Source organism: Burkholderia sola (assembly GCF_905400185.1).
Lineage (GTDB): Bacteria > Pseudomonadota > Gammaproteobacteria > Burkholderiales > Burkholderiaceae > Burkholderia > Burkholderia sola.
The window spans coordinates 878,251-904,491 of the sequence record NZ_FR989675.1; the positions used below are offsets into that span (position 1 = coordinate 878,251).

General features: G+C 64.4%; 22 protein-coding genes and 1 pseudogene. 11 read left to right on the forward strand and 12 right to left on the reverse strand.

The window, feature by feature from the left end:
• Positions 1-8 precede the first annotated feature (8 nt).
• The 5 genes from KR541_RS04050 (at position 9) to KR541_RS04070 (ending at position 7,578) form a co-directional block, all read left to right on the forward strand.
• Positions 9-836 carry a glycosyltransferase family 2 protein gene (locus tag KR541_RS04050; protein ID WP_216089377.1) on the forward strand — a complete coding sequence of 276 codons (828 nt, stop codon included), beginning with the start codon at positions 9-11 and terminating at the stop codon, positions 834-836.
• Positions 833-1,798: a UDP-glucose 4-epimerase family protein gene (locus KR541_RS04055; protein WP_216089378.1), complete on the forward strand. Its 966-nt coding sequence runs from the start codon at positions 833-835 to the stop codon at positions 1,796-1,798. Before KR541_RS04050 ends, KR541_RS04055 begins: the two co-directional genes overlap by 4 nt.
• 7 nt (positions 1,799-1,805) lie before the next feature.
• On the forward strand, positions 1,806-2,825 hold the full coding sequence (locus tag KR541_RS04060; RefSeq protein ID WP_216089379.1) for an MraY family glycosyltransferase: 1,020 nt from the start codon (positions 1,806-1,808) through the stop codon (positions 2,823-2,825).
• 12 nt (positions 2,826-2,837) lie between these two features.
• The gene (locus KR541_RS04065) at positions 2,838-4,724 is read left to right on the forward strand and encodes a polysaccharide biosynthesis protein (protein ID WP_216089380.1); all 1,887 of its coding nucleotides are present in this window, start codon (positions 2,838-2,840) and stop codon (positions 4,722-4,724) included.
• Between the two features lie 490 nt (positions 4,725-5,214).
• Positions 5,215-7,578 (forward strand): protease pro-enzyme activation domain-containing protein, encoded by a 2,364-nt coding sequence (locus KR541_RS04070; protein WP_216089381.1) that lies wholly within the window; start codon positions 5,215-5,217, stop codon positions 7,576-7,578.
• A 291-nt stretch (positions 7,579-7,869) separates the two neighbouring features.
• Here the strand turns inward: KR541_RS04070 and KR541_RS37005 are convergent.
• A pseudogene (locus KR541_RS37005) lies at positions 7,870-8,077 on the reverse strand (MraY family glycosyltransferase); the annotation flags it as partial.
• A gap of 403 nt (positions 8,078-8,480) precedes the next feature.
• Here KR541_RS37005 and KR541_RS04080 point away from each other — a divergent pair.
• Both KR541_RS04080 and KR541_RS04085 read left to right on the forward strand, forming a co-directional pair.
• On the forward strand, positions 8,481-10,715 hold the full coding sequence (locus KR541_RS04080; protein WP_204383702.1) for a S8 family serine peptidase: 2,235 nt from the start codon (positions 8,481-8,483) through the stop codon (positions 10,713-10,715).
• 198 nt (positions 10,716-10,913) lie between these two features.
• A complete protein-coding gene (locus KR541_RS04085) occupies positions 10,914-11,081 on the forward strand; it encodes a hypothetical protein (protein WP_216089382.1) in 168 nt (55 codons plus the stop codon).
• Positions 11,082-11,090: 9 nt separating this feature from the next.
• Here the strand turns inward: KR541_RS04085 and KR541_RS04090 are convergent, their stop codons facing one another.
• The 5 genes from KR541_RS04090 to KR541_RS04110 are packed head-to-tail and all read right to left on the reverse strand — an operon-like array spanning position 11,091 to position 16,527.
• Positions 11,091-12,197: an MraY family glycosyltransferase gene (locus tag KR541_RS04090; protein ID WP_124593951.1), complete on the reverse strand. Its 1,107-nt coding sequence runs from the start codon at positions 12,195-12,197 to the stop codon at positions 11,091-11,093.
• A 27-nt stretch (positions 12,198-12,224) separates the two neighbouring features.
• On the reverse strand, positions 12,225-13,247 hold the full coding sequence (gene galE, locus KR541_RS04095) for a UDP-glucose 4-epimerase GalE (protein ID WP_124638647.1): 1,023 nt from the start codon (positions 13,245-13,247) through the stop codon (positions 12,225-12,227).
• A 14-nt stretch (positions 13,248-13,261) separates the two neighbouring features.
• Entirely contained in the window at positions 13,262-14,398 is a 1,137-nt protein-coding gene (locus KR541_RS04100) for a glycosyltransferase family 4 protein (RefSeq protein WP_124638648.1), read from the reverse strand.
• A gap of 51 nt (positions 14,399-14,449) precedes the next feature.
• Positions 14,450-15,274, reverse strand: coding sequence for a glycosyltransferase (locus KR541_RS04105; protein ID WP_089488215.1), 825 nt, complete (start codon positions 15,272-15,274; stop codon positions 14,450-14,452).
• Positions 15,271-16,527, reverse strand: coding sequence for a lipopolysaccharide biosynthesis protein (locus KR541_RS04110; protein ID WP_124638649.1), 1,257 nt, complete (start codon positions 16,525-16,527; stop codon positions 15,271-15,273). The genes KR541_RS04105 and KR541_RS04110 overlap by 4 nt, the downstream gene beginning before the upstream one ends.
• A 246-nt stretch (positions 16,528-16,773) precedes the next feature.
• On the opposite strand from KR541_RS04110, the gene KR541_RS04115 reads away from it, so the two are divergent.
• The 4 genes from KR541_RS04115 to waaA all read left to right on the forward strand — a co-directional run bounded on the left by KR541_RS04115 (position 16,774) and on the right by waaA (position 21,646).
• Positions 16,774-18,168, forward strand: coding sequence for a phosphomannomutase/phosphoglucomutase (locus tag KR541_RS04115; RefSeq protein ID WP_050011653.1), 1,395 nt, complete (start codon positions 16,774-16,776; stop codon positions 18,166-18,168).
• 175 nt (positions 18,169-18,343) lie between these two features.
• Positions 18,344-19,339: a lipopolysaccharide heptosyltransferase I gene (gene waaC, locus KR541_RS04120; RefSeq protein WP_050011652.1), complete on the forward strand. Its 996-nt coding sequence runs from the start codon at positions 18,344-18,346 to the stop codon at positions 19,337-19,339.
• 23 nt (positions 19,340-19,362) lie between these two features.
• A complete protein-coding gene (gene kdoO / locus KR541_RS04125; RefSeq protein ID WP_006485119.1) occupies positions 19,363-20,247 on the forward strand; it encodes a Kdo hydroxylase KdoO in 885 nt (294 codons plus the stop codon).
• A gap of 37 nt (positions 20,248-20,284) precedes the next feature.
• Positions 20,285-21,646: a lipid IV(A) 3-deoxy-D-manno-octulosonic acid transferase gene (gene waaA / locus KR541_RS04130; RefSeq protein WP_216089383.1), complete on the forward strand. Its 1,362-nt coding sequence runs from the start codon at positions 20,285-20,287 to the stop codon at positions 21,644-21,646.
• A 63-nt stretch (positions 21,647-21,709) separates the two neighbouring features.
• Here the strand turns inward: waaA and ureG are convergent, their stop codons facing one another.
• The 6 genes from ureG to ureA are packed head-to-tail and all read right to left on the reverse strand — an operon-like array spanning position 21,710 to position 26,018.
• A complete protein-coding gene (gene ureG, locus KR541_RS04135; RefSeq protein ID WP_050011650.1) occupies positions 21,710-22,357 on the reverse strand; it encodes an urease accessory protein UreG in 648 nt (215 codons plus the stop codon).
• A gap of 16 nt (positions 22,358-22,373) precedes the next feature.
• Positions 22,374-23,054: an urease accessory protein UreF gene (locus KR541_RS04140; RefSeq protein WP_089488219.1), complete on the reverse strand. Its 681-nt coding sequence runs from the start codon at positions 23,052-23,054 to the stop codon at positions 22,374-22,376.
• Positions 23,041-23,649 carry an urease accessory protein UreE gene (ureE, locus tag KR541_RS04145; RefSeq protein WP_216089384.1) on the reverse strand — a complete coding sequence of 203 codons (609 nt, stop codon included), beginning with the start codon at positions 23,647-23,649 and terminating at the stop codon, positions 23,041-23,043. The genes KR541_RS04140 and ureE overlap by 14 nt, the downstream gene beginning before the upstream one ends.
• A gap of 18 nt (positions 23,650-23,667) precedes the next feature.
• Entirely contained in the window at positions 23,668-25,374 is a 1,707-nt protein-coding gene (gene ureC / locus KR541_RS04150; RefSeq protein WP_050011647.1) for an urease subunit alpha, read from the reverse strand.
• 27 nt (positions 25,375-25,401) lie between these two features.
• Positions 25,402-25,707, reverse strand: coding sequence for an urease subunit beta (locus KR541_RS04155; RefSeq protein ID WP_050011646.1), 306 nt, complete (start codon positions 25,705-25,707; stop codon positions 25,402-25,404).
• Positions 25,708-25,715: 8 nt separating this feature from the next.
• Positions 25,716-26,018 (reverse strand): urease subunit gamma, encoded by a 303-nt coding sequence (gene ureA / locus KR541_RS04160; protein ID WP_006406310.1) that lies wholly within the window; start codon positions 26,016-26,018, stop codon positions 25,716-25,718.
• Between the last annotated feature and the right edge of the window lie 223 nt (positions 26,019-26,241).

Consider the following 26,241-nt stretch of genomic DNA (forward strand, 5'->3'; position numbering starts at 1 on the left):
GACTTGAGATGAGTACTTCGAGAGCCCCGCTAACCGTATCGATCGTCGTCTATCGGCCAGACGTCGAGCGCTTTTTCAAGACACTCCATAGCTTGCGCGACGCAGTGTGTGCGATGCGTCGACGCGATCCGAACTTTCACGCCGCAATCTGCGTGGTGGACAACGGCGGCACGGCCGATATCTGGGAGGACATGGCCAAGTTGAATGTGGCGGGGTTCGAGTGTTCGTCGTTGAGTGGCCACGGGAACGTCGGTTACGGCGTCGGACATAACCTGTCGATCGCGACGGCAAACAGCGAGCATCACCTGATTCTGAATCCGGATATCGATCTTGACGAGGACTCGCTCGTGCAAGCGTTGAGCTTTATGTGTAGTCGTCCAGACGTCGGGCTGTTGACGCCGAATATTTCCGATGAGAAAGGTGGCATCCAGTATCTATGCAGACGCCCTCCGGCAATATTCGATCTGCTGGTCAGAGGTTTTTTTCCGGCGAGCTGGAAGGCGCGGTTCGTGAAGCGTCTCGCGCGCTACGAGATGCGTGATGTGATCAACGATCACGATATCGTCGAGGATCCCCCCATCGTTAGCGGCTGCTTCATGCTGTTCCGCACTGAGGTTCTGAAGAAACTCGGCGGCTTCGATCCGCGCTATTTCCTGTACTTCGAGGACTATGACTTGAGCCTGCGCACGCATGACGTCGCCCGCGTCGCGTATGTCCCATCGGTGCGCGTGGTCCATCACGGTGGTGGCGCGTCTCGCAAGGGCCTTGCGCACATCCGCATGTTCGCGGTATCGGCCTTCAAGTTCTACAACCGTTTCGGCTGGAGGCTCTGGTGACCCACCTCGTCGTTACGGGCGCGAACGGCTTCGTCGGCCGCGCAGTCTGTCGCCTGGCACTGGAGGCCGGTCATACGATTACCGCGCTGGTGCGGCGTCCGGGTGGTTGCATCGGGGGTGTGCGTGAATGGGTATGCGACACCGCCGATTTCGGCGGCCTCGACGCAGGCTGGCCAGCCGACCTTGCTGCCGATTGCGTCATCCATCTCGCCGCGCGCGTACACGTGATGCGTGACGAGTCACCCGATCCCGACGCCGCGTTCGACGCTACCAACGTGGACGGCACGCTGCGTCTTGCCGAGGCCGCGCGCCATCATGGTGTGCGCCGCATCGTGTTCGCGAGCAGCATCAAGGCGGTCGGGGAGTTCGACGGTGGGGTACCGCTGTCGGAAGCATTCGAACCCGCGCCGCAGGATGCATACGGCCGCTCGAAGCTGCGAGCGGAGCAGCAACTCGCGCGGTTCGGCGCGTCGGCGGGGCTCGATGTCGTCGTCGTTCGCCCACCGCTCGTCTATGGCCCGGCCGTCCGCGCCAACTTCCTACGGATGATGGACGCGGTCGCGCGCGGGATGCCGTTGCCGCTCGGCGCAGTTTCAGCGCGCCGCAGCATCATCTACGTCGACAATCTCGCCGACGCTCTGCTGCGTTGCGCAGTCGACCCGCGCGCGGCCGGTGAATGCTTTCATGTCGCCGATGACGACGCGCCGACGGTGGCGGGCCTGCTGCGCCTCGTCGGCGATGCGCTCGGCAAGCCGGCGCGGCTGCTGAGGGTTCCGCCGGCCCTCTTGCGCGTGGCGGGCAAGCTGACCGGCCGCAGCGCGGCCGTCGATCGACTGACTGGTAGCCTGGAGCTCGACACTGCGCGGATCCGGCGCGTGCTGGGCTGGCATCCGCCCTATACGACTCGCCAAGGCCTCGAAGCGACCGCCACATGGTATCGTTCGCGCGATACACGAAAATAAAAGTCACATGCTTCTCGCAAATCCCACCTGGGTCGCCATGGCCGCAGTGGCCCTGGCCGCCGCATTCGCCTCAACGGCGATCCTCCGCGTACTGCTTGCCACCGGGTTAGCTTGGCGGCTTGCGACGGACATTCCGAACGATCGTTCGCTCCATACGCTGCCGACACCGCGCGTCGGCGGGTGGGGCATCGTGCCGGTCTGCGTCGTAGCGCTGCTTACGCTGGCGCCGCGCCTGTGGCTGATCGCGATCGCCACTGCCGGGCTGGCTGCGATATCGCAAATCGATGATCGGCGCGGGCTGCCGGCCCGTGTCCGTTTCTCTGCACACTTGGCGGCGGTCGTCGCACTCATCGTCGTATTTCCGGCGGATGTGCCGTGGTGGCTGCTCGCCGGCGTAGGCGTTGCAATGGTATGGCTGACGAACCTGTACAACTTCATGGACGGTGCCGACGGCCTCGCGGGCGGCATGGCACTGTTCGGTTTCGGCGGGTACGCGATCGCGGGGCTTGGTGCAGTGCATGCTCCGGCTTCCGATCTCGTCGTGGCCGGCGCGGCGGTCTCCGGCGCCGTGCTCGGCTTTCTTCTGCTCAATTTCCACCCGGCGAGACTGTTCCTCGGCGACGCCGGTTCGATTCCGCTCGGATTCTTGGCCGGTGCACTGGGCTACTGGGGTTGGTTTACCGATGTCTGGCCGATCTGGTTTCCTGCAATGGTGTTCGCGCCCTTTATTGCTGACGCATCTGTAACACTTTTGAGACGCCTATTGCGGGGAGAAAAGTTTTGGCATGCGCACCGCGAGCATTATTATCAAAGAATGGTCCGGTCGGGCATCAGCCACGGCCGGACCGCTCTTTATTGGTACCTCATCATGCTCGCAGGCATAATTCTGGCCGTGTGGGCACAGGGCCGCCCCGAACTACAGCAATGGCTGGCGTTCGTTGCTTGGTATGGCGTTCTGGCATGGTTCGGATGGTTAATCGACATGCGCTGGCGCCGGTTTCGAGCGGCCGCCGAAAACAATTCTTGAGGTTTCCCGCCGATGTTGCGATCCAGAGCATCTTGGCTGTCCCTGAGTGCTTTCCTGTTCGACCTGACGGCGGTTGTGGCCGCATGGTTGTTCGCGTATCTCGTCCGATTCAACGGCAGCGTTCCGTCCGATTTCATGGGCGGAGCTCTGATGGCGCTGACATGGGTGCTGCCCGTCTACGCGCTAATGTTCCACGGCTTCGGCCTCTATCGCGGGCTTTGGGTGTTTGCGAGCTTGCCCGATCTGATGCGCATTGCGAAGGCAGTCGTCGGCGGCGGCGTGATCGTAATGATCGGCGCCGTGATGTTCCAGCCGCAGCCGATCATTCCGCGCTCGGTGCTGCTCGTGTCGCCGCTGATGCTGTTTCTGGCGATGGGCGGTGCGCGCGCGCTCTATCGCGCGACGAAGGAGTACTACCTGTACGGCGGCCTTGTCGGCAAGGGCAAGCCGGTACTGGTGCTCGGCGCGGGCACGGCCGGCGCGAGCCTTGCACGCGAACTGTCGCGTTCCGGCGAATGGCGCCTGGTCGGCCTGCTCGACGACGACGTCACGAAGCAGGGCCGCGAAATCTACGGCTACAAGGTGCTGGGCTCGTTCAACGACCTGAAGCACTGGACCGATTCGATGAAGGTCGAATACGCGATCATCGCGATTCCGTCGGCGTCGGTCGAAACGCAGCGTCGCGTCGCGACGCTGTGCGTGCGCGCCGGCGTGAAGGCGATGGTGCTGCCGTCGCTGACCGCACTGATGCCGGGGCAGGGGTTCCTGTCGCAGGTACGGAACATCGATCTTGAGGATCTGCTCGGGCGCGATGCCGTGACGATCGACACGCCGCACGTCGAGGCGCTGCTGCGCGGCCGCGTCGTGATGGTGACGGGTGCGGGGGGCTCGATCGGCTCCGAGCTGTGTCGGCAGATCCTGCGCTTCGCGCCGGCGCAACTCGTTGCGTTCGATCTGTCAGAATACGCAATGTACCGGTTGACCGAAGAACTGCGCGAGCGCTTCCCCGATGTGTCGGTTCTGCCGATCATCGGCGATGCGAAGGATTCGCTGCTGCTCGATCAGGTGATGTCGCGCCATGCGCCGCACATCGTGTTCCATGCGGCCGCATACAAGCACGTGCCGCTGATGGAGGAGCACAACGCATGGCAGGCGCTGCGCAACAACGTGCTTGGCACGTATCGCGTGGCGCGCGCGGCGATCCGCCACGACGTGCGCCACTTCGTGCTGATCTCGACCGACAAGGCGGTCAATCCGACCAACGTGATGGGTGCGAGCAAGCGTCTTGCGGAAATGGCATGCCAGGCGTTGCAGCAGACGAGCGGTCGCACGCAGTTCGAGACGGTGCGCTTCGGCAACGTGCTCGGCAGTGCGGGCAGCGTGATTCCGAAATTCCAGCAACAGATCGCGAAAGGCGGCCCGGTGACGGTCACGCACCCGGAGATCACGCGTTTCTTCATGACGATCCCGGAAGCGTCGCAGCTCGTGCTGCAGGCGTCGAGCATGGGGCATGGCGGCGAGATCTTCATTCTCGACATGGGCGAGCCGGTCAAGATCGTCGATCTCGCGCGTGATTTGATCCGCCTGTACGGGTTCTCTGAAGAACAGATCCGCATCGAGTTCACCGGGCTGCGGCCCGGCGAGAAGCTCTACGAAGAGCTGCTCGCGGACGACGAAGCGACGACGCGCACACCGCACCCGAAACTGCGGATCGCCCGGGCGCGTGAGGTGCCGGACCATTTACTCGACGAGTTGTTGCCGTGGCTGATGCAGCATCGCGTACTGTCTGACGACGAAGTGCGGCGCGATCTGCGGCGCTGGGTGCCCGAGTATCAGACCGCCGTGGCGCCTGTGTTGCAAAGCGTGCCGAGGCGCGTGGTGTCAGGCGGATCGGCTTGATACGCTTGCGCCAATAGACCGGATCGCTCGTGAATCAGTGCCGTTCAGTAAATTGCTGAACGGCTTTTTTGTTGGCGGGTAGTGGCAGGCAAATGATGTCGGGTAACGTATGTTGGCGTGTGTTGCAGCTTGGCATACAGTTTAATGACGCATTAATGTTGTTGTAATATTGGATAATCGTTGGTTTTTCGTGATTCCATTGTGTTAATGAGATCGGTGTAGAAGTATTGTCATCGCTACATCTCGATATTTAACGTTTCTTAAAAGTTAGAGAGATTTCGTCGATTTGATTGACTGTCAGCTTGCTCGTGCGTATGTTTAGCCACGGGGCTGAACTCGATCGACTGCATTTGTATTTGTTCGCTCTTGCTTCCTTTCTTCATGCGGCGAACATCGGCGTCAAAGAAAAGTCGCTATTGTCGATGCGCTGTTGTGATTGAATGGAAATCGTAAGAAACCAAGAAATAATCAATAAATCGAGACCAATTCAATGAAAACCGGACACATTGCCCGATCGTTGATCGGGGTGCTTGCGGCGTTAGCACTAGGTGGTTGCGGGGATGGCGATAATTCAGCGGCGGCTACCGCGCAGGCTTACAAGTTATCGACACTGCGGGCCTCCGGAAATATTGTGAGCTCGGCGCCTTTGAGCGCTACGGCGTCCATCCATGTCGCGTTGGTTCTGAAGCTGAACAACGAAGCCGAGCTCGATGATTTTTTGCGGAGAGCAAGGACGCCGGGTAACGCCAGCTTCGGGGCGGTCCTTAGCTCGGCGCAAGTTGCTGCAAGATACGCGCCTACTACCGGGCAGGTCTCCACCGTGAAAGCCTATTTGCAAAATAGTGGTTTCACGAACATCAAGGTGGCCGGCAACAACATGCTTGTCGAAGCCGATGCGCCAGCCAATGTGGTCGCCGGCGCGTTCCGGACGACACTGGTATCGGTCGCAATGGCGGATGGAAGTCAAACGCATATCAACACTACCGCCGAGACGGTGCCCGATGCCATCAGCGGCATCGTTCGGTCCGTTTTAGGTTTGGATACGGCCACCCGCTTGCGCACACACGGTATCCGGGCTTCTGTCCCGGCAAGCGGTCCTCATGCGAGCGACTCGCCGACAACCGCGGCAGTAACGGCGGGGCATAATCCCACGGCTTTTCCCGCCATCTACTCCGTGGGCAACACTCCGGCGGCCGGCAACATCACCGTGGGCATCATCGCGGAAGGAAATCTATCGCAACCTCTTGCTGATCTGACTACGTTCACAAATAACAACCGATTGCCCGCTGTAGCCGTTTCGGTAATCAATGCAGGAACGCCAAGTCCAGATACGAGCGCGAACTCGGAATGGTCGCTCGATAGCCAAAGCATTGTCGGTATGTCCGGTGGCGTGCGGCAACTCAATTTCTATGTTGCATCATCCTTCGCATGGAGCGACATGGCCAGCGCCATCAATCGGGCGGTGTCGGACAATACTGCTCGGGTCATCAACATGTCGATTGGCGGCTGCGAGAGTTTCGCACCCACTACATCGATCGACCAGATGCTCAAACTCGCCGTAGCGCAAGGGCAGACATTCTCGGTGAGCACGGGCGATTCAGGCAGCGTTGCGTACGGTTGCTCGGGAACCTCGGTGGAATATCCCGCCAGTTCGCCGTATGTCGCCGCTTTGGGCGGCACGACTCTGTACACGAATGCGGACGGAAGCTATGCCGGCGAGACGGCGTGGAACTCGGGTGGTGGCGGCATCAGCGTCGTGGAACCCATTCCGTCGTGGCAATCGAGCGTACCTCAGCTCAACGGGCGGGCTAATCGCGGCACGCCGGACATTGCGTTTGATGCGGATCCCAATAGTGGTGCGCTGATCATTGTAGGAGGCCAAATCCAGCAATGGGGCGGGACGAGTCTGGCCGCGCCCTTGTTTGCTGCGACGTGGGCACGCATCCTCTCCGGCAGTTGCTCGGCGAATCCAGGATTCGCACCGCCCGCCTTGTATGGCTTTCAAGCGACGACCCCCGCCATTTTCCGCGATATCTCCAGCGGTTCGAACGGTGCATACAGCGCGGGTCCGGGATGGGATTTCGTGACCGGTTGGGGCACGCCGAACGTCAGCGTATTGCATTCCGCGATCTGCGTTCCAACGACGCCGATCTATGGCGGCAATCTCAACGAAGGAGCGACGCTGAGCCCGGGCCAAGTCGTGTATTCGGCCTCCAGAAGCCATAAACTCGTCATGCAATATGACGGTAACCTCGTGCTTTACAACGTGGGTAACGGTGCTGCGATATGGAATTCCGGAACGTCGGGAAATCCGGGGGCTTATGCCGCTTTCCAGCTTGACGGGAACTTCGTTGTCTATGGGGCGGGTGGCAAGGCGCTGTGGTTTTCGTCGACCACCGGCACGCCTTATGATCAACATCTCGCCGTACAAGATGACGGCAACATGGTGATCTACGAGGCACATGTGCCTTTGTTTTACACCGCGACCGCTACGACGGGCTATCCAAACTCCCCTAGCGGCCCTGCTGTCTGGAATGGCGGCACCACCCTCGTGAGCGGCCAGAATTTCACTTCGGGCAATGGCGCGAATGTGCTGGTCATGCAGGGTGATGGCAATCTGGTGCTGCTTCGCCAGGGGGTTCCGCAATGGAATTCAGGGACGTTCAATCATCCCGGGGCATATGCGACGATGCAAACCGACGGCAATCTAGTCGTCTACAGTCCGGCTGGCGTTGCGCTGTGGAATTCCGGCACGGGCGGACATCCGGGGGCAGCGACTTACGTTCAAGACGATGGTAACGTCGTGATCTATGCGCAGGTACCGCACTGGAGCACCAATACCGCAGGAAGCTAACATTCTTCGGTCGGTGGAGGCCGGCACCATCACGCTGGCCGCCGCCACCTTCAAGATTCCCGCCTCTCATTCCTCGCCATCATCCACCGCGGCACTCTGAACCTGACGATGCTGAGATAACGCCACACACGCCAGCGCGAACAGCACCACAAAAACGAGCAGATGCACGGTATACCACCAGAACCGCGTCGCTGGAATCACCGTGTCGAGGCACGACAGCCAAAGACAAGGTGAGGGAGGGGGATCGAAATCCGCCGCGTGGGATTGACCGGCTCTGGAATTTTCGGACCAATCGAAGCCGTCGATGAGGTTGGTCCGTTCGCGAGCACCGCGATGGCGAGCACCGTGATGAACATGGAAATGGCGACGCAGCCGGGCGGGAAGTCGAGCGGCGACACGCCGATGCGCTTGATCGCGATGCCCAGCAGCCAGAATGCCAGCGCAGCCGCGCCCGTCGTGCACAGCAAGCAGCGCCGCGCGGTGACATGTGCTTGGTCAAGATCGAGAAAAAAGAAATTGCTGAATAACGAAGTGGGCTCACTCTCTCGATATGGACATACCTTAATCTATGGCCATTTCTCGAATTCATGCTGTAAAAATTTCGAGATTTAATCTCGATTATTTTTATTAATTTAACGGACCACTGCTTAGCGTGGAGAATTGTGCGCTTTCGTGCTTTGAATATTCGATCCGTTATAGCAACATCTTCCATGCGCTCATTCAGCTTGTCGTCGCGTCACCAACTCGACATTTCGCTTGCCGAACCGGTGTTCTGTGATGTCCCACCCTGCCTTGAGACGCGGGCGGAGGATACAGTTCCCGGCCTGTTCGAACCATCAAATCGTGCGGGCAGCAGCAAGTCGATCCTTGGTCTGGTTTTATAAATAAAGCGAGGGAAGAAATTGAGACGTCGAATCTTTACAGTAATAGAAAATCAACGACAAAAATTGCGATCAAGAGCAGGTGCGACCGCTGTCCTGTTACTGTCGATGACATTGGCCGCTTGCGGTGGCTCGGATGATGAAACCACGTCGGCAGTGGCAGAACGACAGGCGGCTATCGTTGCAAACAAACAGCCAGTCAATAGTGGAGGGCAATACGACCAATTCAATCTCCAGGCGCTGCCGGAAACTGCCGAGACTGACCGCTTCATCGTCAAATACAAGGAAGGCTCGCGACTGCGTCGCGATGCAGCCAGCGTCGATGCACGCGTGAACGAACGCACGCGTTCGATGCGAATGCATGCACGCCACTCCCTCCGCCTGGCAACGGGTGCTGATGTGATCGTCACCGATCGCAAGCTGACTCGTGAGCAGGCAAAGTCATATATGCAGCAGATTCATACTGACCCGGAGGTGGAATATATCGAGCCGGATGTACGAATCTTCCCGCAAATGGCCCCCAACGACCCTGGGTACTCCAGGCAATTTGGTTACTGGGGCTCGCAAAGATCAGCAGGAGGAATCAATGCGGAAGAAGCCTGGGATATCGCCAACGGTGCTGGCATCACAATAGCTGAGCTCGATACTGGCATTGCCTTTCATGGAGACCTTGATGGCAATATCCTGGCCGGTACCGAAATCAGCCGGGGGCGCTTCAGCGGTGATGGGCGGGATCGCGGAGTCACGACGGAAAGCTGCCAGCCAAATTGGCATGGTACCCATGTCGCAGGAACACTGGCTGCCTCGACGAATAACGGGGCGGGTGTGGCCGGAACAGCGTGGGGCGCCAAAATTGTACCGGTGAAAGTTTTGCCTACATGCGGCTACGGATATCTTTCAGATACCGCTACCGGTGTTATTTGGGCTTCTGGTGGCGTCGTTCCTGGCGCACCAGCCAATCAGCTTCCCGCTCAAGTCTTGAATTTGAGTCTTGGGGGCGTGGGCGTTTGCTCCCGTACCATGCAGGATGCTATCGATAGCGCGCTCAGCCGCGGCACCATTGCAGTTGTTGCCGCAGGGAATGCCGGAGCAGACGCGATGAGCCAAACGCCGGCAAACTGCAACGATGTGATCACTGTTGCAGCGCACAAATCAGATGGCGCTGTTGCATCGTTCTCTAACTGGGGCAATCGGATCGACATTTCTGCACCCGGACAGAACGTCTATTCAACGTGGAAAAGTGGAAGAGATGCTTCCGCAACCGATAGCTACGCGACGATGGATGGGACCTCCATGGCAACCCCTCACGTGGCAGGCGTGGTGGCACTGATGCAGTCGGTAGCGGCTCCCAGGCGCCTCACGGTCAACGAAGTCAAGAACATATTCAGAAGCACAGCCAGACCGTTCGCTGTGCAACCTCATAACCCCCAGGGCCCAGGAATTCTTGACGCAAGAATGGCGGTATTGGTCGCAAGGGATGCAGGCGCGTCTCAGAGTGGGGTTTTGAGTATTAACCAATCAGCATGCTCGCCATCTGGCAAGGTCTGCTTGGTTATGCAGGGTGATGGCAATCTCGTGCTCTACCCATCGACGGGGGGGCAGGCGCTTTGGGCGACTGGGACGCAAGGAACGGGAGCCACTCGCGCCGTAATGCAAGCCGATGGAAATCTTGCGCTGTACACCGCAGCGAACAAAGCTGTCTGGTCCACCCAGACGAACAACCCCGGCACTTTTCTTGCTGTACAAGATGATGGGAATGTTGTCGCCTACTGGCCTCGACCGATTTGGCATAGCCAGACCTCGGACCTTGCATCTGCCACAGGCGAGAACGCGGTCATTTTTGGTCCGGGAACTCAACTGACCGTGGGCCAATGCTATGCCGTCGGCGCATTCTGCTTGGTCTTCCAAGCGGACGGCAACCTTGTCTTGTACAAGAATCGCGCAAACGCTGTTTGGAATTCAGGCACATATGGAAGAGGGGCCGTTCGCGCAATCCTGCAACCGGATGGCAATCTGGTGATCTACAACAGCAGCGGCGTAGCGCTCTGGGCCACACACACGGCTGGAAATCCCAATGCATATCTTGCGTTGCAGGCCGATGGCAATTTGGTGATGTACTCCAATACGCCAGTATGGAGTCGCATGACCGGAAGCATGTCACCTGGGCCCGCCGCGCAACCATTGCCTCGCCCTGCGCGTTGCTATGATATTGGACAGTGCAACTCATCGACAATTTCCCCGTATGCGAGCCGTTAGCGGCGTCCTTGCCTAGCGATCGCTGCACCCTGACGCTACGTGTCCGCGTGGGCACGTAGCCATTTGCACAGGTGACGCCACTTGTGATCCGCTCTAGCAATCCTGGACACAAACGCGTGTTGGTGTTTGGGGGGGGCAATTGTCCCAATAGGAACGGAAGGTTGGCAATGAGCCGGCGAACAGCCGGTTCTGGAGACGATGGCCGCACTGGCGAATCATCATCCGGAGATTCGGGTGAATCCCGCATTGGTTCGTGCCAGCGAGGTACGCAAACCGATGGGTTCGACCGAACGGTTGAGCGGTGCGATAGGCGTACTTCAGATCGTTCCGCTCGAAGACACGCGTCCGCTGGACGCGCCGGCATGACGGCGTCGCTCAGTGACTGTCCCGTTGCTTCCTCACCACCATCCACCGCGGCGCCCTGAACCTGACGATGCTGAGATAAAGCCACACATACGTCAGCGCGAACACCACAACAAACACGAACAGATGCACGGTATGCCGCCAGAACAGCGTCGCCGGTATCACCGCGACGAGGCACAGCAACCACAGATAAGGTGACGTGAGCGAATTCCGCCGCGTCAGATCATGCGCGTGCTTCGTCCCGACGGCCCACCGCATCAGCCGCTTGTACACGAGCATATGCAGATGCACGCCGTCCGGAATCCCCGGCGACATCCCGCGGATGAACTTCTTCCGGTAGATCGAGAAGCACGTCTCGAAGATCGGATACATGAACAGCAGCACCGGATACCACGCCGACACCTCGCGATTGCGCATCACGAGCATGATCGCAAGCTCGGCAAGCATGAAGCCGATGAAATACGCGCCGCCGTCGCCAAGAAAGATCAGCCCCGCCGGGAAATTCCACAGGAAGAAGCCGAGCACCGCGCCCATCATGATGATCGACGCGGACATCACGACCGGGTCGTTCACATGGAACGCGACATACGCGAGCGACGCGAACATCATGAAGCTGACCATCGAGGCGAGCCCGTTGAACCCGTCGATGATGTTGATCGCGTTCGCGAGCGCCGCGACCGCGAGCACGGTGATGAACGCCGAGATGGCCACGTAGCCGAGCAGGAAATCGAGCGGCGGCACGCTGATGCGCTTGACCGCGATGCCCAGCAGCCAGAACGCCAGCGCGGCCGCGCCCATCGTGCAGAGCAGCCGTGCGCGCGGCGACACGCGCTTGGTCAGGTCTTCGACGAGGCCTGACAGGAACGCCGGCATCCCGCAGGCGACGATCCCGAGAATGCTGCCGGCGATCGTCGGATAGCGCCGCGACACGAGCAGCGCGGCCACGACGACCCCGGCGAGGATCCCGATGCCCCCGACGCGCGGCACGGGCCGCACGTGGAATTTCTGCACGCCGGCCAGGTCGCTGTCGATCGAGAATTTCTCGTGAAGGTGCGCGTAGCGCACGATGAACAGCGTGACGAGCAAGGAGACGATGAAGCCGGACGCGAAGCTGAGCATGGGATCGCTCGAAAAATGGACAGCGGATTATACAAAACCGCGTGGGTTCCCCTCCTGCCATCGCCAGTGGTCGGCACACATTTCCTCGATGCCGAGCGTCGCGCGCCAGCCGATGATGTCGGCAGCGGCCTGCGGGTTCGCATAGCACTCGGCGATGTCGCCCGGGCGGCGCGCGACGAGTTCGTACGGCACCGGACGGCCCGACGCCTTCTCGAACGCGCGCACCACTTCCAGCACGCTGTAGCCTTGCCCGGTGCCGAGGTTCACGACGAAGCTCGCGTCGCGCTTGGCCAGTGCGTCGAGCGCGGCGATGTGCCCCTTCGCGAGATCGACGACGTGGATGTAGTCGCGCACGCCGGTGCCGTCCGGCGTCGGGTAATCCGAACCGAATACACGGAGCTTGTCCAGCTTGCCGACCGCGACCTGCGCGACGTACGGCATCAGGTTGTTCGGGATGCCGGCCGGATCCTCGCCGATCAGCCCGCTCGCGTGCGCGCCGACCGGGTTGAAGTAGCGCAGCGTCGCGATGCGCCACGACGGGTCCGAGACTTCGAGATCGCGCAGGATCTGCTCGGCGATCAGCTTCGACTGTCCGTACGGGTTCGTCGCGGACAGCGGGAACGATTCGTCGATCGGCGAGCGCTCGGGCACGCCGTACACGGTCGCGGACGAGCTGAACACGAACTGCCTGACGTTGCGCTCGCGCATGACCTTGAGCACGGCGAGCAGGCCGCCGATGTTGTTCTGGTAGTACTCGAGCGGCTTCGCGACCGATTCGCCGACGGCCTTGAGCGCCGCGAAGTGAATCGTGCCGGTGATCGGGTGCGCGTCGAATACCTTCGCGAGCGCGGCTTCGTCGCACACGTCGACCTGGTGGAACGCGGGCGTCTTGCCCGTGATCCGCTCGATGCGGCGCACGGATTCGGCCTTGCTGTTCACGAGGTTGTCGACGATCACGACGTCGTAGCCGTTGTCGAGCAGCTCGACGGCCGTGTGCGAGCCGATATAGCCCGCGCCGCCGGTAACGAGGATGGTGCCTTTAGCGGTCATGCTGATGCGCTCCTTCAGAGTGTGAATCCCGTCAACGAATGGATGGTCTCCCGGTAGCGTTCGACGACCTGCTGTTCGTCGAATTCCGCCGCGACCTTGTGCCGGCCGCTTGCGCCCATCGCCGCCCGGCCTTGCGGCCCGAGCGCGATCATGCGATTCATTTGCTCCGCGAGGCTCGCGCTGTCCCGCGCGCGGCACAGGAAGCCCGTTTCGCCGTCGGCGACGACGTCGCGGCAACCCGGCACGTCGGTCGCGACGATCGGGCGGCCCATCGCCGATGCTTCCATCAACGTGCGCGGCACGCCCTCTCGGTACGATGGCAGCACGACGCAATCGGCCGCCGCGATGTGCGGGCGCACGTCGTGCGCTTCGCCGAGATACTCGACGATGCCTTCGTCGACCCATGCGTCGACGTCCGCGCGACCGATCGCGCTCGGATTGTCGACGCCGAGCGGCCCGAGCAGCTGGAAGCGCGCGTTCGGAAAGCGTTCGCGCACGAGACGCGCGGCTTCCACGTATTCGCGTACGCCCTTGTCCCACAGCAGCCGGCCGATCAGGATGAAGACGGGCGCGTCGCCGCCCGGCAGCGGCACGGGCGAGAACTGTTCGAGATCGACGCCTTCGCCGTGCAGCAGCCGCGCGCGCTCGGGATGCGCGAGCAAGCGCTCGTCGGTGAAGGTCGCGAGATCGTCGCGATTGAGGAACCACACCTCGCGCGGGAAGCGGAACGCGAACCGGTACAGGCGCTTCGCGACGCTCGCCGCGCGGCTCTTCTGGATGAACACGTAGCCGAGGCCCGTCGTCACCGCGATCGACGGCACGCGCGCGAGCCACGCGGCCACCGAGCCGTAGATGTTCGGCTTGATCGTGTAGTGGAACACGAGATCGGGCCGCAGCGCGCGGTAGTGGCGCGCGAGCGCGGCGAGCGTGCCGAGATCCTCGCGCGGGCTCGTGCCTTTCGACGCGACGGCAAGCGCGACGTAACGGCAGCCCATCTGCTCGAGCAGCGGCACCGTGCGGTCGTGCGGCGCGATCACGACGACCTCGGCGCCGCGCGCGACGAGCGCACGGATCAGCCCGTGGCGATACGTATGGATCGCCCAGGCCGTGTTGCAGACGAGCGCGATGCGCAGCGGGGACGTGGTGGACATGAAAAAAAGAAAAAATAAAGCGTCGTAATTGCCGGACGGGCCGGATGCGCGTCAGGCGGACGGCCGCGCGGCGAACAGCGTCTGCTTGATGCGCTGCAGCGTACGGTACGGCGTCACGAAATGCAGCAGGTTCTTGGCGAGGCCGGCCCAGTCGTACGGGTTCAGCACGTTGAAGTGGCGCAGCAGCAGCGTGAGCGTCGACACCAGCTGGCGCCGGCGTTTGGTCGCACTGATCCCGCCCTCGTTAAGCTCGTAATACAGGCCGAGTTCCGGCAGGTTCGCGCAATCGTAGCGTTGCATTAACCGTAAAAAAAGATCGAGATCCTCGGCCGCGCGGTACTTCGCCCGATAGTTGCCCACTTCGCGCACGGCGTCGATGCGCAACATGACCGACGGATGCACGAGCGGCGAGCGCAGGAAGCGCGTGCGGCGCAGCGTGCGCGGGTCGGCGGGCGGCGTCAGCATGAAGCGCGGCTCGCCGGCGCGCGACACGACCTGCGTCCACATGCCGACGCAGGCCACGCGCGGGTGGGCGTCGAGATACGCGCGTTCTTTCGCCAGGCGCTGCGGCGTGGCGAGATCGCCCGCATCGATGCGGGCCGCATAGCGGAAGCCGCGCGCGGCGAGCGCGTCGATGCCGGCCGCCAGCGCGCGTTCGATGCCGCCGTTGCGCGGCATGCGCAGCACGTCGATCGACAGGCCTGGCAGGTCGGGTGCGACGATCGGCGGCGTGCTGCCGTCGTCGACGATCAGCACGTGCACGGGTGCGTCCTCGCGAAACGACGCGAGGGTCCGGGCGACGTCGTCGTGCCCGTTGTAGGCCGGCATCAGCACGGCCACGTCGTCGAGCGGGGGCGGGCAATCAGGGGACGTCATGTTCGCAGCTTGAAACGGATGTAATAAAAGTTGACGGCGGCAGCAGCCAGGTAGCCGGCCGCCAGCCCGACGAGCGCGCCGTACAGGCCGAGCCGCGGGATCGCGAACAGGTTGACGAGCACGGCGATCGCCAGCGCGAGCAGCCATTTCGACAGCAACACGAATTTTGCTTGATATTTGAGAACGATAAGATTGCCTATCGCCTCGATGCCGGCCGGCACGGACAGCCAGACGGCCCAGCGGAAGATGTCGACCGACGCCTCGTAGCCGCGGCCGAACACCTTGCCGACGATCAGCGGGGCGGCCGTGTCGAGCACGAGCGCGCCAGCCGTCATCAGGCCGGCCGTCATCGCGATCAGCCGGACGATGTTGCGGCGCAGCCGCGCGACGTCCTGCACGCGGTACACGAACGCGGGCGCGATGGTCTGCGCGAGCATCAGCGCGAGCGTGATCCAGTTCTCGTTGAGCTGCTGCGCGGCCGAATAGCGGCCGAGATCGGCGAACGACACGTGGCGCTCGAGCATCAGGCGGTCGAGTTTCAGGAACAGGTACATGCAGATGAGGCCGAGCCAGAACACGGTGCCGGCCGTTGCAAAGTGCCGGAACAGCGATGTGTCGAACGTCCAGCCGAGCGCGCCGCCGTTACGATGGCGGTAGTACAGCAGCAGCGCGAGGCCGATCGCGGCGGCTTCCAGCGCCCACAGCCACGCGAAGCGGGCGGGGCCGGCGGCCGCGCGCACCAGCAGCCACACGAGCAGCGCCTTGGCGAGCGCCGTGACCATGCTGGCGACGAGCTGCGGCTTGCTGTAGGTCATGCTCTGCAGCCACGCGTTGATCACGCCGACGAACGGCTCGCGAAACACCATCGTGACCGCGAGGCCCGCGAGCATCGCGCCGACCAGCGGGTCGAAGGCGCCCGCGGCGATCGCGATCCAGGTCGCGGCGAGCGCGGCGACCGACACGGCGATGCGCAGCACGAACGCGCTGCCGAGCACCGCGCCGAGCTGGGCGGGCGGGCGCTGGACGATGGTCGGGACGAGGATTTCCGCGCCGCACACCCAGGTGAGCGGCGCCAGTACCAGGAGAAGCGTATTCGCGTACTGCCATTTGCCGAACACATCTGGCCCGAAATAACGGGCCAGCAGGCCGCTGATCGCGATCGCGACGCCGATCTGCGTGAGCCGTTCGAGGCCCAGCCAGACGAGGTTCGCGACGGCTTTCGCGACGTCCGGGTTGCCGAAGCGCTTCAGCATGCGCGGCAGCGACGGCGCGCGCGGGGGGCGGCCGAAAGCGGCGGGTGGGCGGCGGCGGGACGGCTAGGCATTAAAATAGGCGGTATGCGCGTCATCAAAACCCGCGATTATAAGTGGGATCGCGACCGCTCCAGCCGTTCCGTTCCTTGTTTTGCGGGGCCGCCTGTATCATGCGCGGCACCGGCGAGAGGCGGCCAGCCAAGCCAGACAATTTTCCATGCACGCAACTGAGAGAGAAGAGAATCGATGATCTCCCAATCCATCTTCAAGGCATATGACATCCGTGGCGTGGTCGGCAAGACACTCGACGTCGACACGGCGCGCGGGATCGGCCGCGCATTCGGCAGCGAGGTGCGTGCGCAGGGCGGCGATGCGGTCGTCGTCGCGCGCGACGGCCGCCTGTCCGGGCCGGAACTCGTCGGCGCACTGGCCGACGGCCTGCGGGCGGCCGGTGTCGACGTCGTCGACGTCGGCATGGTGCCGACGCCGGTCGGCTATTTCGCGGCGAACGTGCCGCTCGCGCTGAAGGGCGGCGAGCGCCGCGTCGATTCGTGCATCGTCGTCACGGGCAGCCACAACCCGCCCGACTACAACGGCTTCAAGATGGTGCTGCGCGGCGCCGCGATCTACGGCGAGCAGATCCAGGCGCTGTATCGCCGCATCGTCGACGAGCGGTTCGAGACGGGCAGCGGCACCTATGAGGAAATCGACGTCGCCGATCAATACATCGCGCGCATCGTCGGCGACGTGAAGCTCGCGCGGCCGCTGAAGCTTGTGGTCGACGCCGGCAACGGCGTCGCCGGCCCGCTCGCGACGCGCCTGTTCAAGGCGCTCGGCTGCGAGCTCGTCGAGCGCTTCACCGACATCGACGGCACGTTCCCGAACCACCACCCCGATCCCGCCCACCCGGAAAACCTGCAGGACGTGATCCAGGCGCTGAAGGACACCGATGCGGAGCTCGGCTTCGCGTTCGACGGCGACGGCGACCGCCTGGGCGTCGTCACGAAGGACGGCCAGATCATCTATCCGGACCGCCAGCTGATGCTGTTCGCGGAAGAAGTGCTGTCGCGCAACCCGGGCGCCCAGATCATCTACGACGTGAAGTGCACGCGCCACCTCGCGCAGTGGGTGAAGTCGAAGGGCGGCGAGCCGCTGATGTGGAAGACGGGGCACTCGCTCGTGAAGGCGAAGCTGCGCGAGACGGGTGCGCCGCTCGCCGGCGAAATGAGCGGCCACGTGTTCTTCAAGGATCGCTGGTACGGCTTCGACGACGGCCTGTACACCGGCGCGCGCCTGCTCGAGATTCTCGCGAAGACGGCCGATCCGAGCGCGTTGCTCAACAGCCTGCCGGACGCGATGAGCACGCCCGAACTGCAGCTCTGGCTCGACGAAGGCGAGAATTTCCGCCTGATCGATCAGTTGCAGAAAGAGGCGAAGTTCGACGGCGCCGACGAAGTCGTGACGATCGACGGCTTGCGCGTCGAGTACCCGGACGGCTTCGGTCTCGCGCGTTCGTCGAACACGACGCCGGTCGTCGTGATGCGCTTCGAAGCCGAGACGCAGGAAGGGCTCAAGCGTATCCAGGAGGACTTCCGCCGCGTGCTGACGGCCGCGAAGCCGGACGTCAAACTGCCGTTCTGAGCGTTGGCGGCCGGCGGGCCGCCTCTCATGCGACGGCCCGTTCCTCGGCCGTGCTGGTCCCGAAAAGCGGCGCGCGCCCCAGGCGCGCGGCCGCTTTTTGTCTGTCCGGCCCTTCGGCCGGGATAAAATCCCCCCTTTATGTCTGTCGCCGGCTGTCAGCCGGCGTTTTTTCAGCGTGCAAAAGATCCTGATCGTGCGCGTGTCGTCGCTGGGCGACGTCGTGCACAACATGCCGGTGATCGCCGATATCCGGCGCCGCCACCCCGATGCGCAGATCGACTGGCTCGTCGAGGAAAGCTTCGTCGACCTCGTGCGGCTCGTCGACGGCGTGCGCAACGTGCTGCCGTTCTCGCTGCGCCGCTGGCGCAAGAAGCCGTTCTCGGGCGCGACGTGGCGCGAGATCCGCGCGTTTCGCCGGCGCCTCGCCGCCGAGCAGTACGACCTCGTGATCGACTGCCAGGGCCTCATCAAGACGGCGTGGGTCGCGAGCTGGGCGCGCGGCCCGCTCGTCGGGCTCGGCAACCGGACCGACGGCGCCGGCTACGAATGGCCGGTGCGCTTCTTCTACCGCAAGCGCGTGCCGATCGCGCCGCGCACGCACGTGGTCGAGCGCTCGCGTCAGCTCGTCGCGGCCGCGCTGGACGACCCGGCGCCGACCCCGGCCGATCCGGTCGAGTTCGGCCTCGACACGCGGGCGGCGGCGCTCGCGGTGGCCGCGCTCGGCCTGAACCTGCCGGTGCCGTACGTCGTGTTCGTCCACGCGACGTCGCGCGCCGACAAGCAGTGGCCGGACGCCGCATGGATCGAGCTCGGCCAGGCGCTCGTGCGGCGCGGCGCGTCGCTCGTGCTGCCGTGGGGCAACGACGCGGAACGCGCGACCAGCGAGCGGCTCGCGAAGGAATTCGGCGCGGCGGCGATCGTGCCGCCGAAGCTGTCGCTGCCGGCCGTGGTCGGGCTGATCGACGGTGCGGCCGCGACGGTCGGGGTTGATACAGGTCTGGTTCACATCGCGGCCGCGCTGAAGCGTCCGACGGTCGAACTGTACAATTTCGCGACGGCCTGGCGGACCGGCGGCTACTGGTCGCCGAACGTCGTCAATCTCGGCACGGCGGGGCAGCCCCCGTCGATCGCGCAGGTGAAGTCGACGCTCGCGGGCTTCGGTCTCCTGTAACGCTGTCCACACGCGAACCGATCATGAGCGAATCCCAGATCATCGAAGTCCCGTCCGCCGACTGGAGCGGACACAACCTGTCGGCGCCGCGCGAGCAGTTGCTCGCCGCGGTCGAGGAAGGCAAGGTGCTGTATTTCCCGCACCTGCGCTTCGCGATCGAAGGCGGCGAGGAAGCGCTGCTTGATCCGGCGCTCGCCGATCCGAAACGCAAGAACATCAGCCTCGCGCCGAACGGCGGCGCGCTCGCCGGCGTGCTCGGCGACAGCGTCACGCAGTCGGCCGTGCGCGCGCTCGTCGCGCGCTTCCAGCAGCAGGCCGGCACGCTCGTCGACGGCCTCTTTCCCGAATATCGCGGCAAGCTGCGCGTCGCGCCGACGAGCCTGCGGCTGATGCAGGTCGAGACGCGCCAGACGTCGTGGCGCAAGGACGACAGCCGCCTGCACGTCGACGCATTCCCGTCGCGGCCGAACTACGGCGAGCGGATCCTGCGCGTGTTCACGAACGTGAACCCGGCCGGCGCGCCGCGCGTGTGGCGCGTCGGCGAGCCGTTCGAGGACGTCGCGAAGCGCTTCCTGCCGAAGATCCGGCCGCAGTTCCCGGGCTCGGCGTGGTTGCTGAACCTGCTGCACGTGACGAAGTCGCCGCGCAGCGCATACGACCACCTGATGCTGAACCTGCACGACGGGATGAAGGCCGACCTCGATTACCAGAAGACGTGTCCACAGCAAACGATGCCGTTTCCGCCGGGCAGCGTGTGGATATGTTTCTCCGATCAGACTTCGCACGCTGTGATGTCCGGCCAGTTCATGCTCGAGCAGACCTTCTTCCTGCCGGTCGATGCGATGGTGCGCCGCGAGTGCGCGCCGCTCGGCATTCTCGAACGCCTGACGGGCAGGGCGCTGGTTTGAGCGCGCACCTGCTTCGACGTCACTCGAGGGCGGCCGCATGCTGAGGGCGATCTATCGCGCGCTGTGGTGGCTCGTCGCGCCGGCCGCGGTCATCCGGCTCTACGTGCGTTCGCGCAAGGAGCGCGGCTATCGCGAGCACATCGGCGAGCGCTTCGGTCATGCCGCGGGCCGCTCGCCGGACGATCGCGCGCCGCTGATCTGGGTGCATGCGGTGTCGGTCGGCGAGACGCGCGCCGCGCAGCCGCTGATCGATGCGCTGATGCACGCGCGCCCCGATGCGCGCATCCTGCTCACGCACATGACGCCGAGCGGCCGGGCGACGGGCGAACAGATCTTCGGCGATCGCGTGCTGCGCTGTTATCTGCCGTACGACATGCCGGGCGCGGTGCGGCGCTTCCTGCGCGCATGGCGGCCGACGCTCGGCCTCGTGATGGAAACCGAGGTGTGGCCGACGCTGATCGACGAGTGCCGCCGCGCGGACGTGCCGCTCGTGCTGACCAATGCGCGGATGTCCGCGCGTTCGTTCCGGCGCGCGGCGAAGTTCGGCACGGCGACGCGCGACGTGTTCGGCGGCTTCTCGCGCGTGCTCGCGCAGAGCCCGGCCGATGCGGAGCGGCTGACGTCGCTCGGCGCCCGCAACGTGACCGTGCTCGGCAACCTGAAATTCGACATGACGACGCCGCCGGAGCTTGCGGCACGCGGCCATGCGTGGCGCGACGCGATCGGCGCGCGGCCGGTATGGGTCGCGGCCAGCACGCGCGAGAACGAGGAAGCGCTGGTGCTGCAGGCGTTCGCGGAAATGCGCACGCCCGGCGCGTTGCTGGTGCTCGTGCCGCGTCATCCGCAGCGTTTCGCCGAAGTCGAGGCGCTCGTTGCGCGCAGCGGGCTCAAGTGCGTGCGGCGCTCCGCCTGGGCGGCCGATGCGGCCGCGCTCGCGGCCGGCCGGCCGGCCGCCGAACCGTTGGCCGGCGACGTGACGGTGCTGCTCGGCGATTCGATGGGCGAGCTCGGCGCGTACTACGCGGCGGCCGACATCGCGTTCATCGGCGGCAGCCTGTTGCCGCTCGGCGGGCAGAACCTGATCGAGGCGTGTGCGGTCGGCGTGCCGGTGCTGATCGGGCCCCACGTGTTCAACTTCACGCAGGCGACCGCCGATGCGGTCGCGGCCGGTGCGGCGATGCAGGTCGCGGATCCGCTCGATCTCGCGCACGTGCTCGATGCGCTGTTCGCCGACAAGGCGCGGCGCATCGCGATGGGCGCGGCCGGCGCGGCATTCGCGTCGCGTCACCGTGGCGCGACCGAGCGCACGGTCGACGTGCTCGCCGCGTTGCTGCCGGCCGGCGAAGCCGGTGCGCGTGCGCTGCCGGGTGGGCAGGACGCCTCTTCCGAAGACGAATAGACGAAGGGCGGCGCAAGGCCGCCCGCGCACGCATGGCGGCGACGTGAGCCGCCGCCATGCCGCTCACACCGTCAGCAAACCCTTCTTCTCGATGAACGCGATCACGTCCGCGACGCCGTCGAGCGCCTTCAGGTTCGTCATCACGTAAGGCCGCTCGCCGCGCATCTTCCGCGTGTCGGACGCCATCACGTCGAGATTCGCGCCGACCAGCGGCGCGAGGTCGGTCTTGTTGATCACGAGCAGGTCGGACTTCGTGATGCCGGGGCCGCCCTTGCGCGGAATCTTCTCGCCGCCGGCCACGTCGATCACGTAGATCGTCAGGTCCGACAGCTCGGGGCTGAAGGTCGCCGCGAGATTGTCGCCGCCGGACTCGATGAACACGATGTCGGCATCTGGGAAGCGCGACAGCATCCGGTCGACGGCTTCGAGGTTGATCGACGCATCCTCGCGGATCGCCGTGTGCGGGCAGCCGCCCGTCTCGACGCCCATGATGCGTTCCTCGGGCAGCGCGCCCGCGACCGTCAGCAGCCGCTGGTCTTCCTTCGTATAGATGTCGTTCGTGATCGCGACGAGGTCGTACTTGTCGCGCATCGCCTTGCACAGCATTTCGAGCAGCGTGGTCTTGCCGGAGCCGACGGGGCCGCCGATGCCGACGCGCAGCGGCGGCAGTTTCTTCGTGCGGCGGGCGGAGGAGGGAGCAGGTGCGTTCATGGTCGGGCGAAGAGGTTCAGGAGCGGAACAACCGCGAATACTGGGTTTCGTGCCGCGCGGACAGGATGCCGAGCTGCGGCGCGAACGTGTTGACGGCGTCGGGCGGCGTCGCGAGCGCGCGGCGCACGGCGGCGTCGATCGCGCCGCGCAGCGCGACGATGATGCGTTGTCCGGCGAGCTGCCCGAGCGGCACGGCTTTCAGCGCGGCGGACGTCTGGTTCTCGACCCAGCCGAATGCATACGCGGCGAGCGTCGCGTCGGCACTGGCGTCGTGTGCGGCGGCCGCGTACGCGAACGCGGTCGGCAGTGCGATCGGCGACAGCGACGCGAGCGTCGCGCGGCGTGCGGCGTCGCCCCATTCGAGAGACGCGCACAACTGCGCGAGCGACCAGCCCATCTGTTCGGTTTCGCGGCGCAGTTCGGCCGATTCGCGGCTCGCGACGAACCACGCGTTGTCGGCGGCGAGCGCGTGCGTGTCGTGCGCCTGCCAGCGGGCGAGCTGGTGCGCGAGGAACGGCAATTCGCCGTGCGCGAGCACGTCGGTCAGGCCGCTCGCGATCCAGTCGCGCGCGGAATCGGCGTCGCGGATCAGGTTCGCGTCGAGCGCGGCTTCAAGGCCCTGCGAATAGCTGTACGCGCCGATCGGTAGTGCGGGCGACGCGAGGTGCAGCAGCGCGACGAGTTCAGTGGTGGTCATGACCGTGGTGGCCGTGCGTGCAGCCGGGACCATGCTGATGGCCGTGATCGTGATCGTGATCGTGATCGTGCGAATGCCCGTGGTGTTCGCCGAACACCTGCTGCGCCAGCGCGTAGTCCTCGGCGAACGTCGCGTCGTGCCCGTGCTTGTGGCCGCCGCCGTACGCGCCGGCTTCCGGCTGGAACGGCGCGCGCGCCTCTTCGACCTGCGTGCCGAGCCGGCGCAGCATGTCCGCGAGCACCGGATCGGCTTCGAGCTTCAGGTAGCCGTCGCCGATCTCGACCGGCGTATGGCGGTTGCCGAGATGGTAGGCGGCGCGCATCAGCGTGAGCGGATCGGCGGCGCGCACGAGCAGCACCGTTTCGGATGCCGCGGCGATACGCACGAGCGCGCCGTCGTCGGCGACGAGCACGTCGCCGTCGCGCAGCACGGTGCCGCGCGGCAGCAGGACCGCGACGTCCTCGCCGGTGTCGAGCGTCGCCGCGAGGCGGCTCTTGCAGCGGGCGTCATAGGCGAGCGTGAGCGTCGGCGCGCGCGCGACGAGCGACGCGGCGAGTTTCACGTTCGGGGCAATGCGTTTGTCGAGGGTGCGCATGACACTGAGGATTCCGGATCAGAACAGGAAATAGCGCTGCGCCATCGGCAGCACCGTTGCCGGTTCGCAGGTGAGCAACTGGCCGTCGGCGATCACGTCGTAGGTTTCCGGGTCGACGCTGATCGACGGACGCCATGCGTTGTGGATCATGTCGGCCTTCGTCACGTTGCGGCAGTTGCGCACCGGCACGATCCGCTTCGCGAGGCCGTAGCGCTCCGCGATGCCCGCATCGGCCGCCATCTGCGACACGAAGGTCAGCGACGTGCGCGCGAGCGCGCCGCCGCGCGTCGCGAACATCTCGCGGTAGTGGACCGGCTGCGGCGTCGGGATCGACGCGTTCGGGTCGCCCATCTGCGCGAGCGCGATCATCCCGCCCTTCAGGATCATCGACGGCTTGATCCCGAAGAACGCGGGCTCCCACAGCACGAGGTCGGCCCACTTGCCGGGCTCGATCGAGCCGACTTCATGCGCGATGCCGTGCGTGAGCGCCGGGTTGATCGTGTACTTCGCGACGTAGCGTTTCGCGCGGAAGTTGTCGTTGCGCGCGCCGTCCTCCGGCAGTGCGCCGCGCTGCACCTTCATCTTGTGCGCGGTCTGCCACGTGCGGATGATCACTTCGCCGACGCGGCCCATCGCCTGCGAATCGGACGACAGCATCGACAGCGCGCCGAGATCGTGCAGGATGTCCTCGGCCGCGATCGTCTCGCGGCGAATGCGCGATTCGGCGAACGCGAGATCCTCGGCGATTGACGGATCGAGGTGATGGCACACCATCAGCATGTCGAGATGCTCGTCGAGCGTGTTGATCGTGTACGGGCGCGTCGGATTGGTCGACGACGGCAGCACGTTCATCTCGCCGCACACCTTCAGGATGTCGGGCGCATGGCCGCCGCCCGCGCCTTCGGTGTGGTACGTGTGGATCGTACGGCCCTTGAACGCGGCGACCGTCGATTCGACGAAGCCGGCCTCGTTCAGCGTGTCGGTGTGGATCGCGACCTGCGTGTCGGTGTCGTCGGCCACCGACAGGCAGTTGTCGATCGCGGCGGGCGTCGTGCCCCAGTCCTCGTGCAGCTTCAGGCCGATCGCGCCGGCCGCGATCTGCTCGACGAGCGGCTGCGGCAGGCTCGCATTGCCCTTGCCGAGGAAGCCGAGGTTGATCGGCCAGCCGTCGGCCGCCTGCAGCATCCGCTCCATGTGCCACGGGCCCGGCGTGCAGGTCGTCGCGTTGGTGCCGGTGGCTGGCCCCGTGCCGCCGCCGAGCATCGTCGTGACACCCGAGGCCAGCGCCTCGTCGATCTGCTGCGGGCTGATGAAGTGGATGTGCGTGTCGATGCCGCCCGCCGTCACGATCAGCCCTTCGCCGGCGATCACTTCGGTCGCGGCGCCGATCGCGATCGTCACGCCCGGCTGGATGTCGGGGTTGCCGGCCTTGCCGATCGCGGCGATGCGGCCGTGCTTGATCGCGATGTCGGCCTTCACGATGCCCCAGTGATCGAGGATCACCGCGTTCGTGATGACGGTATCGGGCACGTCGGCGGCCACGCGCTGCGACTGGCCCATCCCGTCGCGGATCACTTTCCCGCCGCCGAATTTCACTTCCTCGCCGTACGTGGTGAAGTCGCGTTCGATCTCGATCAGCAGTTCGGTATCCGCGAGCCGCACGCGGTCGCCCGTCGTCGGCCCGAACATTTCCGCGTACGCGCGGCGGCTCAAGCGTAGTGTCATGTTGCTGTTCCTGAAGAGCGGGGCGGCTTACAGCGGCCCCATCACCTTGCCCTGAAAACCGTAGACGGCGCGATCGCCCGCGAGTGCGACCAGCTCGACGGTGCGCGTCTGGCCCGGCTCGAAGCGCACGGCGGTGCCGGCCGCAATGTTCAGGCGAAAGCCGCGCGCGGCCACGCGATCGAACGACAGCGCGTCGTTGACTTCGAAGAAGTGGTAGTGCGAGCCGACCTGCACCGGGCGATCGCCGGTGTTCGCGACGACGAGCGACAGCGTCGCGCGGCCCGCGTTCAATTCGTGTTCGCCGTCGTCGGTGAGGATTTCGCCGGGGATCATGCGGGGCCTCACGGAATCGGGTGGTGGACGGTCACGAGCTTCGTGCCGTCGGGGAAGGTCGCTTCGACCTGGATGTCGGGAATCATTTCCGGCACGCCGTCCATCACGTCGTCGCGCGTGAGCAGCGTCGTGCCGTAATGCATTACCTCGGCCACGGTCTTGCCGTCGCGCGCGGCTTCCATCAGCGCCGCGGTGATGAAGGCCACCGCCTCCGGATAGTTGAGCTTCAGGCCGCGCGCGCGGCGGCGTTCGGCAAGCAACGCCGCCGTGAAGATCAGCAGCTTGTCCTTTTCGCGGGGAGTCAGTTTCATGAAGGCAGGCGTTCAGGAAAACGTAATTTTTATCGGTGCGCACGCAACCGGGCAGGAGGCGGATCATCGTAGCACCGCGCTGTTTGGCGTGCGTCGTGTATCGCTTATGTAAGCAGCAAGGGCCGTGCCATGTGCATCCGGCGTGCTGTCGTGCGCATTCATGGTGCGCGATGCATGTACAGGGTGCGCGGTGTGGGGTGGCGTTGCGCCGAAACGGTGCGTG

Coding starts and splice junctions, on each gene's coding strand:
- KR541_RS04050 (WP_216089377.1), top strand. CDS start 9: ATGAGTACTTCGAGAGCCCCGCTAACCGTATCGATCGTCGTCTATCGG.
- KR541_RS04060 (WP_216089379.1), top strand. CDS start 1,806: ATGCTTCTCGCAAATCCCACCTGGGTCGCCATGGCCGCAGTGGCCCTG.
- KR541_RS04065 (WP_216089380.1), top strand. CDS start 2,838: ATGTTGCGATCCAGAGCATCTTGGCTGTCCCTGAGTGCTTTCCTGTTC.
- KR541_RS04070 (WP_216089381.1), top strand. CDS start 5,215: ATGAAAACCGGACACATTGCCCGATCGTTGATCGGGGTGCTTGCGGCG.
- KR541_RS04085 (WP_216089382.1), top strand. CDS start 10,914: ATGGCCGCACTGGCGAATCATCATCCGGAGATTCGGGTGAATCCCGCA.
- KR541_RS04090 (WP_124593951.1), bottom strand. CDS start 12,197: ATGCTCAGCTTCGCGTCCGGCTTCATCGTCTCCTTGCTCGTCACGCTG.
- galE (WP_124638647.1), bottom strand. CDS start 13,247: ATGACCGCTAAAGGCACCATCCTCGTTACCGGCGGCGCGGGCTATATC.
- KR541_RS04100 (WP_124638648.1), bottom strand. CDS start 14,398: ATGTCCACCACGTCCCCGCTGCGCATCGCGCTCGTCTGCAACACGGCC.
- KR541_RS04105 (WP_089488215.1), bottom strand. CDS start 15,274: ATGACGTCCCCTGATTGCCCGCCCCCGCTCGACGACGTGGCCGTGCTG.
- KR541_RS04110 (WP_124638649.1), bottom strand. CDS start 16,527: ATGCTGAAGCGCTTCGGCAACCCGGACGTCGCGAAAGCCGTCGCGAAC.
- KR541_RS04115 (WP_050011653.1), top strand. CDS start 16,774: ATGATCTCCCAATCCATCTTCAAGGCATATGACATCCGTGGCGTGGTC.
- kdoO (WP_006485119.1), top strand. CDS start 19,363: ATGAGCGAATCCCAGATCATCGAAGTCCCGTCCGCCGACTGGAGCGGA.
- waaA (WP_216089383.1), top strand. CDS start 20,285: ATGCTGAGGGCGATCTATCGCGCGCTGTGGTGGCTCGTCGCGCCGGCC.
- ureG (WP_050011650.1), bottom strand. CDS start 22,357: ATGAACGCACCTGCTCCCTCCTCCGCCCGCCGCACGAAGAAACTGCCG.
- KR541_RS04140 (WP_089488219.1), bottom strand. CDS start 23,054: ATGACCACCACTGAACTCGTCGCGCTGCTGCACCTCGCGTCGCCCGCA.
- ureE (WP_216089384.1), bottom strand. CDS start 23,649: ATGCGCACCCTCGACAAACGCATTGCCCCGAACGTGAAACTCGCCGCG.
- ureC (WP_050011647.1), bottom strand. CDS start 25,374: ATGACACTACGCTTGAGCCGCCGCGCGTACGCGGAAATGTTCGGGCCG.
- KR541_RS04155 (WP_050011646.1), bottom strand. CDS start 25,707: ATGATCCCCGGCGAAATCCTCACCGACGACGGCGAACACGAATTGAAC.
- ureA (WP_006406310.1), bottom strand. CDS start 26,018: ATGAAACTGACTCCCCGCGAAAAGGACAAGCTGCTGATCTTCACGGCG.